Origin of the sequence: Pseudescherichia sp. AS216, from assembly GCF_037152055.1 — a bacterium.
In the GTDB taxonomy this organism is placed as follows: domain Bacteria; phylum Pseudomonadota; class Gammaproteobacteria; order Enterobacterales; family Enterobacteriaceae; genus Pseudescherichia.
Genome location: NZ_JBBCMV010000003.1, coordinates 547,020 through 559,620 on the forward strand (window position 1 = coordinate 547,020; position 12,601 = coordinate 559,620).

Here is a 12,601-nt window from a genome sequence, read left to right on the forward strand (position 1 = left end):
CCCTAACGAGCCGTTGAATAGCTATTTTATTCCTCGGCTGGAGATAAAAATATGCAATCCTTGAAACGCACTTCTAAAAGAAAGAGTGTGATCTCCTATGCTCTTTTAATACTCACTCTCTGCTGGGCCAGTTTATCAGAGGCCTCTGGGGTATATTGTAATGCTCGTAACGCAACGTCAATTACAATTGATTTAGGTAATATTACGGTACCCACGGATCTTCCCGTCGGCGGCGATATTACCGGCGAACTCTCCTATCCTCAAAATCATATGGCCCAGTGTGAAGGGAGCGGGAATTTTTATACCACGCTCTACTCTGACCTGCCAGCGGATGCGGTCTATGGCGGTCGCAGCACCTTTAAAACCAACGTGCCGGGAGTAGGGATCCAGATGGGGGGGAAATTTCATCTGTGGACTGGCGCGACGAAAGATTATTCAGGATGGATCGCCAACGGTAACACACAGCAGCAGTTCTTCTCGCAGCAGCTGCGTTTCTTCACGTCGCCAATTATTAACGTAAACTTTGGTCCGATGTTTAAGCTAGTGAAAATTTCCGATGATATAGAGAGCGGTACACTTTCAGGCAAGGCTAACCATCTTGTCGTTTCAGGGTCGGCCAAGTCAACAACCTACACCGTCAACCTCGCCGGCACCATCAATGCGACACCGCCACATGTTCCGAGCTGTAAGGTGGATACCGCATCAGGATCGGCTTTCCTGGGGACGCACTCTCCCGACGAGTTCAGCGGTCCGGGATCGACTACGTCGTTTAGTAGACTCAATATTCCCTTAATTTGTGAACGTGGTGCGCAAATAACCGCTCGCGTTGATGCTGTCGCGGATCCGTCCGGTGCCGAATCGGTCATTCAGCTTGCGCCTGGCAATGAGAGTGCCTCAGGCGTCGGCGTTCAGCTCTACTGGGTCAGTGCCGGTGGTAAAGCTGATGTGCCGGTAACCTTTGGTAAAGACCAGTTTATCTACTATTCCGCTGGCGGTGCGCAAACCCTGCAGTTTGAGGCACGTTACTACCAGACGCATAAAGCCATTCTGCCAGGCCATGCCAATGCATCAGCCACCGTAACGCTCTCCTATCAATAAGAGGAAACCGCAATGAATAAGTCACATAAATTAGTTCAGGTTTTACTGTCAGGTACCGTTTTACTCATGATCGCATCAGCCTGGTCTGTTCAGGCGGCTGACGCCACGCTAACCTTTACGGGCACCATTGTTCCCGCCGGCAATAGCGTTCAAGCGTCGGCTGATAACAAAACGGGCAGCGATGCAGAGACGAAGAAAAGTGAGGCACAGGCGAAGACAAAATAGGGCAGCGATTGCTGAAAGAGTGGCTCCTCTGACTGGACTCGAACCAGTGACATACGGATTAACAGTCCGCCGTTCTACCGACTGAACTACAGAGGAATCGTGTGAACGGGGCGCATATTACTGGCCCCGTTTTTTAGTGTCAATACGAAAATTAACATCCTGATTTGAATGCCTAATTAAAGTACAAACTGTGCTTTTACTGAACGCGATAGCGCCCGGCGGCTGAAGCCGGAGTATTGGCGCGTAAACGGACAAGCGGATCCTGACGATAAAACTGGCAGAAACGCTGCCACAGCGAAGGGAAGCGTGGGGCAAACAGTTCCGGCGCGCTAAAAAAGTATTCGGAGAGGACGGCGAAGCACTCGGCGGGATCGGTGGCGGCATAGGCATCAATGCTGGCCGTACTTTCGCCTACCAGATCGATCTCATCCTGAATATTGTTCATGGCGGCGTGGAGATCGTGCTCCCAGCCAGCCACCTCTCGCAGGGTGATCATCGGTACGCCGCTGGCCCGGTCGCCGTTGCGGGTATCCAGCTTATGCGCGACTTCATGAATAATCAGGTTATAACCTGAGGCATCAAACGAGTCCTGAATGTCCAGCCAGTTAAGGACGATTGGCCCCTGCTGCCAGCTCTGCCCGGCGTGCACCACCCGCTGGTTATGCACCAGGCCAATATCGTCTTCCCACTCGTCATCGACAACAAAGGGGGCGGGATAGATGAGCACTTCATGAAACCCATCTAGCCACTCAAGGCCCAGCTCGAGCACCGGCAGGCAAAAGAGCAGGGCGATACGGCAGCTCTTGAGGGCGTCAAGATCGAACCCCTGTAGCGGGGCCAGGCGCTTCTGCTGTAAAAAACGTTCGGCAAGCTGGACAAGACGCTGCTGCTCTTCCTGTGTCAGATTTGCCAGAACCGGAATGGCAAGCGCCTCTTGCCAGGGATAATGGATCATCCGTGATGCTTCATTCGCTTTCCAGGGCCATTTTATCATCGCTTTGCTCGCAAACTCGTCACTTGAACTCAATTGACTGGATGAGGACTGTTAAAATGCACAATATCCTGGCATGATATCAGTCATCAAAACGGAGAGATGCCGGAGCGGCTGAACGGACCGGTCTCGAAAACCGGAGTAGGGGCAACTCTACCGGGGGTTCAAATCCCCCTCTCTCCGCCACTATTCAAGCACTTACCCGTATCGCTTTCAACGACGTTCATCACAACTCACTGCTTAGATGTATCTCAAAGGTAGTTCTCTTCCATTCATACCGTGAATCATCATTATCCTAATTTAGATGAACTATTTGGCACACATCGCCAAGCAGCCAGCAACATACCCAGATAAGCTAGGGAGCTAATATTCATCCAGGTAATAACAATCATGAAACTGGACGCACAGCTGCCATTTGTTACGGCACTGCTTTTTATTTTATCTATTCTTTTTCCCATCTTTCCTGAGATCCCGTTGCCCGTTAGCGAAGCGAGAGTGGTCAACTGGATTGAGAACGGGCAGGCCTTATGGCTGCTTTTCGGCGCGTTGTTTACTCTCTTCTGGATCAAATCCTGGACGCTGACGCCCGGTCAGAAAGCCTTCTGGCTCTGGTCCGTTGCCTGGTGGGTGGTGCTGTTAGGGCGCAGTACCAGCTGGGGCCGGGTCTACTTTCCGGATGAGCCAAGGCTGATATTTCGTATTATTTCCGTGATTCTGATCGCTGCGTTGGCGCTACCGGTGATCCTTTCCGCTACGCTGCGTAAGGAGATAGCGCTGCGTTTTCGTCATGAAACCTTCCCGCTGTGGACCGTGGCGCTAGTGGTAATAACCTTTTTGTTTTCCGATGCGGTAGAGCACCATCGTCTGCTGGGCTCGCTGGTGTTGCATGACGCGCGCGATCAGGATCTGCTGGAGGAGCTGTACGAAATTCCCTTTATGCTGGGGCTATTTATTATTGCCTTTGGCATGATGCAGCGTGATAAAGTGGGCGATATGCAGTTAGCCACCGCCAGATAATAAAAAGCCCGCAGCGAGCGGGCTTTGTTTTTAAAACGCGTTTAGAACTGATAAACCAGACCCAGCGCGACAATATCGTCGGTGGCGATGCCGGCGTCTTTGTAGAACTGCTCGTCCTCATCCAGCAGGTTAATTTTATAGTCGACATAGGTCGACATGTTTTTATTGAAGTAGTAGGTCGCGCCTACGTCAGCGTATTTAACCAGATCTTCATCGGTGTTAACGCCGTTGTAGTTAAGATCCTTACCTTTAGACATCAGGAAAGAGACCGCCGGGCGCAGGCCAAAGTCGAACTGGTACTGTGCGGTAACTTCGAAGTTCTGCGTTTTATTGGCAATACCGCCAATATCGGCGTTATCAGTGCTGCCGTACGGGGTCATATTTCGGGTTTCGGAATACATCGCCGCCAGGTAGACATTATTCGCGTCATACTTCAGGCCGGTAGTCCAGGCGTCCGCTTTATCGCCGCCAGCATAGGTGCTGTCTGCAGCATTGCCGCGATTGGTCTGATCTGCGGTTCGGTCAGATGAGGCGTACGCCGCACCCACGCTAAAGCCGCTGCCAAAGTCATAGGTAGAGGAGAGGCCCCAGCCGTCGCCGTTCTCGTAACGTGCGTCGGCATCTCCATTACGGCTGGCTGTGCCTTCATTACCGTTACCGGTGTTCTCGTTGTTGCCCTGATACTGCACGGCAAAGCTGAGGCCGTCGACCAGGCCGAACATATTGTTGTTGCGGTAGGTTGCCACCCCGTTGGCGCGGTTAGTCATAAAGTTATCGGCTTTAGAATAGCTGTCGCCGCCGAACTCCGGTAGCATATCGGTCCAGGCTTCTACGTCATACAGCACGCCGTAGTTACGCCCATAGTCAAATGAACCGTAGTCGCCTGCCTTCAGGCCAGCGAAGGCCAGACGGGTCCAGCTCTGGTTGCCGCTGTCTTCAGTATTATTGGCCTGAACGTTATACTCCCACTGGCCATAACCCACCAGCTGGTCAGAGATTTGGGTTTCGCCTTTGAATCCCATACGGATATAGGTCTGATCGCCATCAGCGCTGCTGTTATCAGAGAAGTAGTGCAGGCCGTCCACTTTACCGTAGAGGTCGAGCTTATTGCCGTTCTGGTTATAGACTTCTGCTGCATGTGCTGTGCCTGCGGCTAATAGTGCCGGGACAATAATTGCCAATACTTTTCTTTTCATTATTCATTTCCTTGAATCATTGATAATGTAAATGATTATTGAACTACCCGAACTGCAATTCTGATACTAGCGATTAAGTTCATTTATTTTTAAAGGAAACGTGTAAGTAAATAGTATTATTTATTTCTGGATGTTTCATTTTGGTTTGTTATTTTTGTGGTGAATGTTTTGTTGTTTATATATTAATTTGAGAAATAACTATCATATTTTTACTGTATCGTTTTGTGTTGTTGTATTTGTTTTTTAAATGTCCAGATATGGCGCAAAAAAAAGCTCAGCGTAATAACGCTGAGCCAAGCACTGTCAAGAAGAGCGAGGGTGAAATCTAAAGGTATTGGGATTAATAACGACGAGAATAATTACATAACCCATTAAAAAAATCAGTCCATATCTGCCCCTGATGCTAAGATTATTACGCTATTACTGGTCAGAATAACCGCATAAAGAGGAGAGCATGGCAGACGTTCATGATAAAGCCACGCGGAGCAAAAATATGCGTGCTATCGGTACGCGGGATACGGCCATTGAGAAACGGCTTGCCGCGCTGCTTACCGATTGCGGGCTGGCGTTTCGTGTTCAGGATGCGGCGCTGCCCGGCAGGCCGGATTTTGTTGTCGATGACTACCGCTGCGTTATTTTTACCCACGGCTGCTTCTGGCACCATCATGACTGCTATCTGTTTAAGGTCCCGGCCACGCGCACTGAATTCTGGCTGGAGAAGATTGGTAAAAACGTCGAACGCGACCGGCGCGACTGTGCCCAGCTGCTGGCAGAGGGGTGGCGGGTTCTGATTGTCTGGGAGTGTGCGATCCGAGGGCGGGCAAAGCTGAGCGATGTAGCCCTTAGCGAGCGGCTTGAAGAGTGGATCTGCGGCGGCGGGGCGGCCGCGCAGATCGACACCCGGGGCATTCAGGCCTGCGACCTGGTTACTTCTCCACCCCACACGGCGTAACCGTCGGACGGGCAGGCAGCAGGTACTTACCCAGCGTCACCAGCACTACCGCCAGAATGATAATTCCCAACGCCAGCCACTCGACGGGCGAGAGGCTTTCACCGGCAAACCCTGTCCCCAGCAGCACAGCGACGACCGGATTAACGTAGGCATAGCTGGTCGCTACCGCAGGGGAAGTCGTGCGGATCAGGAACATATAGGCGTTGATGGCAATAATCGAACCAAAAATCGCCAGGTAGCTCACGGCCAGCAGTCCAGACACCGTTGGCATCGCCGTCAGCCGTTCACCGGTTAGCCCCGAGGCGGCCAGCAGTACAACGCCTGCGGCGAGCATCTCAATCGCGCCGGCCATCATGCCAGTGGGCAGCTCGATGCGCGAACCCAGAACAGAGCCAAAAGCCCAGCTCAGGGATCCGATGAGGATCATGCCTGCTCCCCATGGATTACCGCTCAGGTTGCCGCCGCTGTTAAGCAGAACAATGCCCGACAGGCCGATAGCAATGCCGAACCACTCTAGCTTGCGCGTAGCGATGCCGAAAAAGTGGCTAAAGCAGAGGGTAAAGAGCGGAACGGTCGCCACGACTACGGCGGCAATCCCGGATGGGACATTTTGATGTTCGGCCAGCGTCACCATGCCGTTGCCCACCGCCAGCAGCAGAACCCCAATCAGCGCCGCGTTAAGCAGCGGGCGCAGGGAGGGTAAACGGTGGCCGGTAATGAGCAAAAAGGCGATCAGCAGAAGACCGGCAGAGAAAAAGCGTACCCCGGCCATCATCAACGGCGGCCAGCTCTCGACGCCGATACGAATCGCAAAGTAGGTGGAACCCCAAATAATGTAGAGCGCAAAAAGCGCACCAATAAGCGGTAAAAGCTGCCTGAAACGCATACTCCCTCACGACAAAATTGAAATGACGCATAGAGTAAACGCCAAAACAATCAGACTGGCGAGCAATTAATCGTGCTTGTAATGTTAAAGATTTGTTGACGTTAAGGATTAATTTACGCAATGGGCTTTTATGCTCCATAATCTTCCTATTATCAGTAGTTAGAGAAGGATGTTTATTTTGGCAGGAAGTAGTTTATTAACCTTACTGGACGATATTGCCACGTTGCTCGACGACATTTCACTGATGGGCAAGCTGGCGGCTAAAAAGACCGCAGGGGTATTGGGTGACGATCTCTCTCTCAACGCCCAGCAGGTTTCTGGCGTGCGGGCCAACCGCGAACTGCCGGTGGTCTGGAGCGTGGCCAAAGGCTCCCTGTTAAACAAGGTGATCCTGGTGCCGCTGGCGCTGCTGATCAGCGCCTTTATTCCCTGGGCCATCACGCCGCTGCTGATGGTCGGCGGGGCGTTTCTCTGTTTTGAGGGGGTAGAGAAGGTGCTGCATAGCCTGCACGCCCGCAAGCATAAAGAGGACCCTCAGCAGGCGCAGGAGCGGCTAAACGCCATTGCTAAGCAGGATCCAAAGCAGTACGAGCGAGATAAGGTAAAAGGGGCGATTCGTACCGACTTTATCCTGTCGGCAGAGATTGTCGCGATTACGCTGGGGATCGTGGCCGATGCGCCTCTGCTTAATCAGGTGCTGGTGCTGTCAGGTATCGCCGTGCTGGTTACGCTTGGTGTTTATGGTCTGGTGGGGATCATCGTTAAGCTGGACGACATGGGCTACTGGCTGGTTGAGCGCCCAGGCGCACTGGCAAAAACCGTGGGTAAAGGATTGCTGGTGGTTGCGCCCTGGCTGATGAAAGTGCTGTCGATCGTTGGCACACTGGCGATGTTTCTGGTGGGGGGCGGCATCGTGGTTCATGGCATTGCACCTCTGCATCATGCCATTGAGCATTTTGCCGCAGAGCAGGGCGCGGTACTGGCCGCGACGTTGCCAACGCTGGCAAACCTGGTGCTCGGGTTTATTATTGGCCTGATTGTTGTCGGACTGGTAAAGGGCATCTCGCGTCTACGCGGAGCCGCCCACTAGCGATCTGCCTGACCCGATATGAAGTCTGGCAGCGGCGTGCCGATAATAGGGATTGTAGTGACTGGATAACTTCAGCAAAAACTATGGAGACGTCGTGCCACCCTCTACCGCTGCCACAGGCTCGTCACGGCTAAATCGCATTCGCACGTATCTGGTGCCTGCTCGCGTCGTTAATCTCTGTTTTTTGATTGTGTTGGTCAGCTCAACGCTGCTGACCTGGCGCGAGGTTGCGGTACTGGAGGATGCGTATGTTGCCAGCCAGCGCAATACCCTCGATAAGGTCTCCAGCACGCTGGACCGGCAGATGGAGATCGGGGTTAACGCGCTGCTCTTCTTTCGCAATGCCATGAGGGCAGCGGTGCAGACACCGCTGGCCTCAGATGTGTTGAAGAATGTGCAGGCTGAGTTTGCCCAGCAGCGTCAGCTGCCTGTCTGGCGTATCAGCGTCGATCAGCGACGCACGCTGCCGATTACCGGCGTCTCCGACGCCTTTGTTGCCCGGCATCCGCTGCTTAGCCGCGACGATCCCCAGATGCATAATGAGATGACCGCCGCCCTGGAGGTTGGTTACATCATGCGTCTCGCCACGGCAATACCCGCGATGCCTAAGCACGCCTGGTATGTTTCACGCGCTGGTTTCTATCTCTCTTCCCGGCCGACAGCCGTGTCGGCAGAGAGCATTACGCGCTATGAAAGTCTACTGGCGCAGCCCTGGTTTACCGGGCAATCCATCCATGACAACCGTTTTCGCGGCATTCGCTGGTTTACCTCTCAGCACCCTGCTGGTCTGCAGGAGCCAATAGTCACGGTTAGCGTACCGCTGGACTATGCCCAGTACTGGTACGGTGTGCTGGCGATTGACTACGCCTATTCGTCGGTAAAACAGCTGCTGGCGGAGGCGCTCAGGGATGAAGAGCAGGGAGAGTACCAGCTTTATAATAATAACCTTGAACGTGTGGTCACCTCTTTGCCTGCTGGTGTGCAGCCGCGTAACTTTACCCAGGCGCAGCGCGAGATGCTGACCCAGGCAATAACGCTGAGCAATAGCGGCAGCCTGCGTCTTGGGCCAAACTTCGTTGTCTGGCAGAAACTTGACCACTTTGACGGGATGCTGCTGCGCATCCAGACCCTACGGGAAGGCTTGCAGGGGGATTTTGGTACCATCAGCATTGTGCTGGCGCTGCTGTGGCTGCTGTTTACCGCGATGGTATTATCCTCCTGGGTAGTCATTCGCCGTATGGTCAGCAATATGTACGCCATGCAACACTCGCTGCAGTGGCAGGCGTGGCACGATCCGCTGACGCGGCTGCTCAACCGCGGCGCGCTTTTTGAACGGGCAAAGGCGCTGGCGGAGCTGTGTCAGCAGCAGCACAGACCGTTCTCGGTGATCCAGCTCGATCTCGATCACTTCAAAAACGTTAACGACCACTATGGTCACCAGGCAGGAGATTTAGTCCTGACCCAGGCCGCACGGCTGATTGGAGGCTGTATACAGGGAGAAGACCTTGCCGGGCGCGTCGGTGGGGAGGAGTTCTGCATCGTTCTTCCGGGGAGCACCCTGCTCCAGGCGCAGCGCGTTGCAGAGCGGGTACGTGAGCGTATCAGCCGCAAAGAGATCCTGGTCCACAATAGCCAGACCATCCGCATCAGCGCCTCGCTGGGCGTCAGCAGCGCTGAGCCGAGCGAGAGCTACGTCTTTGAATATTTGCAGATGGTGGCAGACAAGCGGCTCTATCTGGCCAAATGGGGCGGGCGCAACCGCGTCTGTGCTGTTGACCCCATTCAGGATGCGCCGAACACGTGATCCAGCCCTTCATGCCAGCCTGCGGGGCCGGTCTGGGTGGTGCGATAGACCCGGGAGGGATCATCGTCGCAGAGCATAACGCCGTCGCGGTTAAACCCTTTCACCACAATGGCAAAATCGACATTGTCCAACATAGGGGCATCATTAGGGCCATCGCCAAGGCCAAGGGTCGTGTACTGCTTGCCCTCATGCTGGCAGTACTGGCGCGTCAGCCAGTTTACGGCCTGATCCTTACCATCGCGCTGGTCGATAACATGCCAGTAGCGTGCGCCCTGGACAAGACGCAGGCCAAAGCGGGTCAGGTCAGCGTCAAATTTTGCCATTCGCTCATCGCTATCGCGCCAGATCAGCGTCTCGGAGGCTTCATGCAGCCGGGCCAGGCTCGCCTGAGCGGGCGTATAACCGGTTAGCTCAACCAGGGCAGCGACCTCAAGATCGCTAAAGGGTGTGAATTTATACCCCTCATTTTCCCGCAGCGGCGTCAGAACGGTCATAATCTGATCGTGGGTCGCGCCGTTAAGCAGGCGTGGCGCGTTTATATGCCCTTCCCAGTGCGCATCGATCTGGATCACCGCGCCGTTCTCAGCAATAAACGGTTGCCCTTGTAACCCGACCATCTTCTGGATCGCCACAATTTCCGCCGCCGTCATGCTGCTACACAGGATAACGGGTATTTCATGCTGACGCAGACGCGTCAACCAGGGCTCGGCCGGCTGCCATTCGTGGGTATGACTATCAAGTAACGTACCGTCGATATCGGTAAATACCAGCAGCGTATCGTTAAGGTCGGGCATGGTCTGCTCCTTTGCTAGCGCAACGGGATAGTAAGAAAAATCTTAATTTAATAAACATGCACTATAGATACCTGATTTAAATAACCCGCTAAAGGCGATGCCTTCTGGCTTCTCATACTTTAGTCGTAAAACAGTTGTACGAAATAATAATTAGGTTGATGAATATTATCTTGTACCGCAAATAATTTGCATATACATTCATAACCGCATCAGATTTCCTGGTGTAACGAATTTTCAAGTGCTTCTTGCAAACGCAAGCTTTATCCCGGTCTCCCCAGACCGGGATTTTTTCTTTTAGCGATCCAGTTCCGCCGCGCTACCATCGTGAATGTCCATCTCCCAGGCATTGGCTACCCCATACTCTTCGCTATTTTGCACCCGATCAACAGGGTGTTTCTCCGGACTGCTGGGATCGATAGCGGCGAGCAGCGCATCAACTTCAGCATCGTTCAACATTTTTTCATGGCTGGTATTCATCATCGTGACTCCACAGACCGTTTCCCTAAGTATAGTCGGTGGAGAAAAGCAGCAATCACGACGGTAGGGCTGTCAGACCGCGCATTTTGTTCTACACTGGCAAAAATGTGACAGGAGGAAAATAATGAAGGTAAACGATCGGGTTACAGTTAAAACGGACGGGGGACCGCGACGTCCGGGTGTCGTACTCGCTATTGAAGAGTTTAATGAAGGCACAATGTATCTGGTTTCGCTTGAAGATTACCCGCTCGGCATCTGGTTCTTTAATGAAAAAGGGCATCCGGACGGGGTATTCGTAGAGATGCAGGCGTAACGCTATCACTGCCCTCATGCCCTGGAGGGTAAGTGCCTGCTTGCCCTCTCAACGCATATTGACGAAGATGCCGCTGGTGACATAATCCGTCAGGCGTACCACGTGGTAGATAACCTGCTTATTATGCGTTTTTATTTTTCTTTTAATATTACCCTTATGTGATGATACCGTTTTGGCTTTAATATTCATCTGGTCGGAGATTTGAATCGTTCCCTGACCGGACATCCACATTCGCAGCATACTGGATTCAGTACGGCTTAACGATAGTGTAGGGAGATTAATCCCTTTTTGCCCCTTCGCTTCTTTATTTAGATAATCGGCGAGAAACTCATCCAGCGACTCGGGTTTAATCGATTTAGAACTAATTAATAAGTTTTTGCGCACCAGCAGGTATTCATCAAAATGGATATTTGCTATCGCCATAAACACAATAAACAACGTCTTGGGATGCTGATTAATGATTTGCTTGATATGCTGACTCTGTTCGAGATCGTGGATGAAGCAGTCTTCATTAATAAACACCACCGCGGGCCGCCAGGCCTCGCAGGCTGAGCCGAGCTCGCTGACGCTGGATACGTCTTTGATATCTCGTTTTTTTACTCCGCGACTTGCCAGATAACCGGTTAATCCCAACCGGGTATAGCTGCATAAATCCATAATAATCGTTGACATGGCATACCCTCACTCAATGCGTAACGATAATTCACCACCTGCCTGAGCTACTCATAACAGTAAAAGGATGAAAATATTCTGAAAACCTATGAGCAGGACAGGACTTTCAGGCGAACACACTATCCCGTAAAGTTAGGTATAATTTGCCAGGAAACATCTTAAAGTAAAGTAAACTTTCGGAACTGTGATAATCATAAAAACAAATAAACCGCGTCCCGTATATCCTGGCGGGTATTAGCGAAATTCCTTTTTAGGAATATCCTCAATAAAGACCATTCAAAACCTAAGGATTGGAGGCCTGCGGTAATTCGCTGATGATATCCGCCAGCAGATTAAAAATTTCGCTGAACAGATGCTCGCAGAAGGGGGCAATGAGCGGCATCAGGGCCGCCATCAGCACAATACCGACGCCCAGGGTGACGGGAAAACCTATTGAGAAGATCGAGAGCTGGGGAGCCATACGGTTCAACAGCCCCAGGGAGAGGTTCAGGGTTAGCAGCAGGGTAATGACCGGCAGCGCCAGCATCAGGCCGTTGATAAAAATCAGTCCGCCCGCACGGGTTAAGGCGAGGAACGCATTGCTGTTCACCGGCTCGCCACCGATGGGCAGGGTATGGAACGTATCCACCAGCATCGAGATCAGCCACAGGTGACCGTTAAAGGTCAGAAATAGCAGCAGGGCCAGCATATCCATGAAGCGCGCCAGCACGGGCATATTCAGGTTGCTGCCGGGATCGAAGAAGGTAGCAAAGGAGAGCCCCATCTGTAGCCCAATCAGCTCGCCAGCGGTGCGTATAGCGGCAAAAGCGAACTGCATGGTAAAGCCCAGCGCAATGCCAATCAGGATCTGCTGCAACGCCAGCCACAGCGAGTCCCCGGAAAAGATTGGCACGTTGGTGGCGGGCAGGGAAGGCGCAATGATGATGGTAATGACAAATCCCAGCCCCAGCTTCACGCGTTTCGGCACGCTACGCTCGCTGAGGATCGGCGCGGTCGAGATCAGTGCCAGCACGCGCAGCAGCGGCCAAAAGTAGAGACTCAGCCAGTGGAGCCACTGATCGCTGGTTACCGACACCATAAGGGTTA

14 protein-coding genes and 2 tRNA genes are annotated in these 12,601 nt (G+C 52.7%); 8 read left to right on the forward strand and 8 right to left on the reverse strand.

The genetic code is table 11. The features are described 5' to 3' along the window. The first annotated feature begins 51 nt into the window (after window positions 1-51). Window positions 52-1,098: a fimbrial protein gene (locus WFN61_RS11815; RefSeq protein ID WP_257758010.1), complete on the forward strand. Its 1,047-nt coding sequence runs from the start codon at window positions 52-54 to the stop codon at window positions 1,096-1,098. Window positions 1,099-1,110: 12 nt separating this feature from the next. Next, a complete protein-coding gene (locus tag WFN61_RS11820; protein ID WP_144817301.1) occupies window positions 1,111-1,323 on the forward strand; it encodes a hypothetical protein in 213 nt (70 codons plus the stop codon). Between the two features lie 20 nt (window positions 1,324-1,343). On the opposite strand, the gene WFN61_RS11825 is transcribed toward WFN61_RS11820, so the two are convergent. Continuing rightward, window positions 1,344-1,419, reverse strand: a tRNA-Asn gene (locus tag WFN61_RS11825). Between the two features lie 100 nt (window positions 1,420-1,519). Then, window positions 1,520-2,317, reverse strand: coding sequence for a DgsA anti-repressor MtfA (gene mtfA / locus WFN61_RS11830; protein WP_257758009.1), 798 nt, complete (start codon window positions 2,315-2,317; stop codon window positions 1,520-1,522). A gap of 93 nt (window positions 2,318-2,410) precedes the next feature. On the opposite strand from mtfA, the gene WFN61_RS11835 reads away from it, so the two are divergent. Beyond that, window positions 2,411-2,500, forward strand: a tRNA-Ser gene (locus tag WFN61_RS11835). 204 nt (window positions 2,501-2,704) lie between these two features. Beyond that, on the forward strand, window positions 2,705-3,331 hold the full coding sequence (locus WFN61_RS11840) for a hypothetical protein (RefSeq protein ID WP_337038708.1): 627 nt from the start codon (window positions 2,705-2,707) through the stop codon (window positions 3,329-3,331). A gap of 41 nt (window positions 3,332-3,372) precedes the next feature. On the opposite strand, the gene ompC is transcribed toward WFN61_RS11840, so the two are convergent. Further along, a complete protein-coding gene (gene ompC, locus WFN61_RS11845) occupies window positions 3,373-4,527 on the reverse strand; it encodes a porin OmpC (protein ID WP_257758008.1) in 1,155 nt (384 codons plus the stop codon). A 454-nt stretch (window positions 4,528-4,981) separates the two neighbouring features. Between ompC and WFN61_RS11850 the strand changes: the two genes are divergently transcribed. After that, on the forward strand, window positions 4,982-5,479 hold the full coding sequence (locus WFN61_RS11850) for a very short patch repair endonuclease (RefSeq protein WP_337038709.1): 498 nt from the start codon (window positions 4,982-4,984) through the stop codon (window positions 5,477-5,479). On the opposite strand, the gene yedA is transcribed toward WFN61_RS11850, so the two are convergent. Then, complete coding sequence (gene yedA, locus WFN61_RS11855; protein WP_337038710.1) at window positions 5,454-6,365, reverse strand: drug/metabolite exporter YedA; 912 nt, start codon at window positions 6,363-6,365, stop codon at window positions 5,454-5,456. The two genes, WFN61_RS11850 and yedA, sit on opposite strands and share 26 nt — an antisense overlap. 169 nt (window positions 6,366-6,534) lie before the next feature. Here yedA and WFN61_RS11860 point away from each other — a divergent pair, with 169 nt between their 5' ends. Together WFN61_RS11860 and dgcQ are read left to right on the forward strand one after the other, a co-directional pair. Then, the gene (locus WFN61_RS11860; protein WP_353655490.1) at window positions 6,535-7,455 is read left to right on the forward strand and encodes a DUF808 domain-containing protein; all 921 of its coding nucleotides are present in this window, start codon (window positions 6,535-6,537) and stop codon (window positions 7,453-7,455) included. A 94-nt stretch (window positions 7,456-7,549) separates the two neighbouring features. Continuing rightward, a complete protein-coding gene (gene dgcQ, locus WFN61_RS11865) occupies window positions 7,550-9,259 on the forward strand; it encodes a cellulose biosynthesis regulator diguanylate cyclase DgcQ (protein WP_337038711.1) in 1,710 nt (569 codons plus the stop codon). On the opposite strand, the gene WFN61_RS11870 is transcribed toward dgcQ, so the two are convergent. Further along, a complete protein-coding gene (locus tag WFN61_RS11870) occupies window positions 9,238-10,053 on the reverse strand; it encodes a mannosyl-3-phosphoglycerate phosphatase-related protein (protein ID WP_337038712.1) in 816 nt (271 codons plus the stop codon). The genes dgcQ and WFN61_RS11870 overlap by 22 nt on opposite strands. A 294-nt stretch (window positions 10,054-10,347) precedes the next feature. Further along, the gene (locus WFN61_RS11875) at window positions 10,348-10,533 is read right to left on the reverse strand and encodes a hypothetical protein (protein WP_257758004.1); all 186 of its coding nucleotides are present in this window, start codon (window positions 10,531-10,533) and stop codon (window positions 10,348-10,350) included. 121 nt (window positions 10,534-10,654) lie between these two features. Here WFN61_RS11875 and dsrB point away from each other — a divergent pair, with 121 nt between their 5' ends. Then, window positions 10,655-10,843: a protein DsrB gene (gene dsrB / locus WFN61_RS11880; RefSeq protein WP_186370557.1), complete on the forward strand. Its 189-nt coding sequence runs from the start codon at window positions 10,655-10,657 to the stop codon at window positions 10,841-10,843. A gap of 48 nt (window positions 10,844-10,891) precedes the next feature. On the opposite strand, the gene rcsA is transcribed toward dsrB, so the two are convergent. Together rcsA and fliR are read right to left on the reverse strand one after the other, a co-directional pair. After that, complete coding sequence (gene rcsA / locus WFN61_RS11885; protein ID WP_042391443.1) at window positions 10,892-11,515, reverse strand: transcriptional regulator RcsA; 624 nt, start codon at window positions 11,513-11,515, stop codon at window positions 10,892-10,894. Window positions 11,516-11,798: 283 nt separating this feature from the next. After that, complete coding sequence (fliR, locus tag WFN61_RS11890) at window positions 11,799-12,593, reverse strand: flagellar biosynthetic protein FliR (protein WP_144817312.1); 795 nt, start codon at window positions 12,591-12,593, stop codon at window positions 11,799-11,801. Window positions 12,594-12,601: the final 8 nt, after the last annotated feature.

Coding starts and splice junctions, on each gene's coding strand:
- WFN61_RS11815 (WP_257758010.1), top strand. CDS start 52: ATGCAATCCTTGAAACGCACTTCTAAAAGAAAGAGTGTGATCTCCTAT.
- WFN61_RS11820 (WP_144817301.1), top strand. CDS start 1,111: ATGAATAAGTCACATAAATTAGTTCAGGTTTTACTGTCAGGTACCGTT.
- mtfA (WP_257758009.1), bottom strand. CDS start 2,317: ATGATAAAATGGCCCTGGAAAGCGAATGAAGCATCACGGATGATCCAT.
- WFN61_RS11840 (WP_337038708.1), top strand. CDS start 2,705: ATGAAACTGGACGCACAGCTGCCATTTGTTACGGCACTGCTTTTTATT.
- ompC (WP_257758008.1), bottom strand. CDS start 4,527: ATGAAAAGAAAAGTATTGGCAATTATTGTCCCGGCACTATTAGCCGCA.
- WFN61_RS11850 (WP_337038709.1), top strand. CDS start 4,982: ATGGCAGACGTTCATGATAAAGCCACGCGGAGCAAAAATATGCGTGCT.
- yedA (WP_337038710.1), bottom strand. CDS start 6,365: ATGCGTTTCAGGCAGCTTTTACCGCTTATTGGTGCGCTTTTTGCGCTC.
- WFN61_RS11860 (WP_353655490.1), top strand. CDS start 6,535: ATGTTTATTTTGGCAGGAAGTAGTTTATTAACCTTACTGGACGATATT.
- WFN61_RS11870 (WP_337038712.1), bottom strand. CDS start 10,053: ATGCCCGACCTTAACGATACGCTGCTGGTATTTACCGATATCGACGGT.
- WFN61_RS11875 (WP_257758004.1), bottom strand. CDS start 10,533: ATGATGAATACCAGCCATGAAAAAATGTTGAACGATGCTGAAGTTGAT.
- dsrB (WP_186370557.1), top strand. CDS start 10,655: ATGAAGGTAAACGATCGGGTTACAGTTAAAACGGACGGGGGACCGCGA.
- rcsA (WP_042391443.1), bottom strand. CDS start 11,515: ATGTCAACGATTATTATGGATTTATGCAGCTATACCCGGTTGGGATTA.
- fliR (WP_144817312.1), bottom strand. CDS start 12,593: ATGGTGTCGGTAACCAGCGATCAGTGGCTCCACTGGCTGAGTCTCTAC.